This window comes from Parvimonas sp. D9 (assembly GCF_035282565.1).
Lineage (GTDB): Bacteria > Bacillota > Clostridia > Tissierellales > Peptoniphilaceae > Parvimonas > Parvimonas micra.
The window spans coordinates 1-234 of sequence record NZ_JAYKBM010000276.1 but is presented as its reverse complement, the minus strand read 5'-3'; the positions used below and the strand labels follow the sequence as shown (position 1 = coordinate 234).

Annotated in this window: 1 protein-coding gene; it reads right to left on the bottom strand. The window is 76.1% G+C overall.

The genetic code is table 11. The features are described from left to right. On the bottom strand, positions 1-234 hold a 234-nt coding region (locus VJI94_RS08860; RefSeq protein ID WP_324009110.1), incomplete at both ends, for a hypothetical protein.

The following is a 234-nucleotide window of genomic DNA, read 5'->3' as shown; positions in this document are numbered from 1 at the left end:
ACGTCTTCGTGGCCGGCGGCGCGACGATCTCGACGGGCGCGGTGCCCCCGAGGAAGCGCGCGACCTCCTCGATGGGTCGCACGGTGGCCGACAGGCCGATGCGCTGGGCGGCGGGCCGCTCCGGGTCGTCCGCGCGGCGCAGCGCGTCGAGCCGCTCGAGGCTGACGGCGAGGTGCGCGCCGCGCTTGGTCGCGGCTACCGCGTGCACCTCGTCGACGATGACCGTCCCGACAT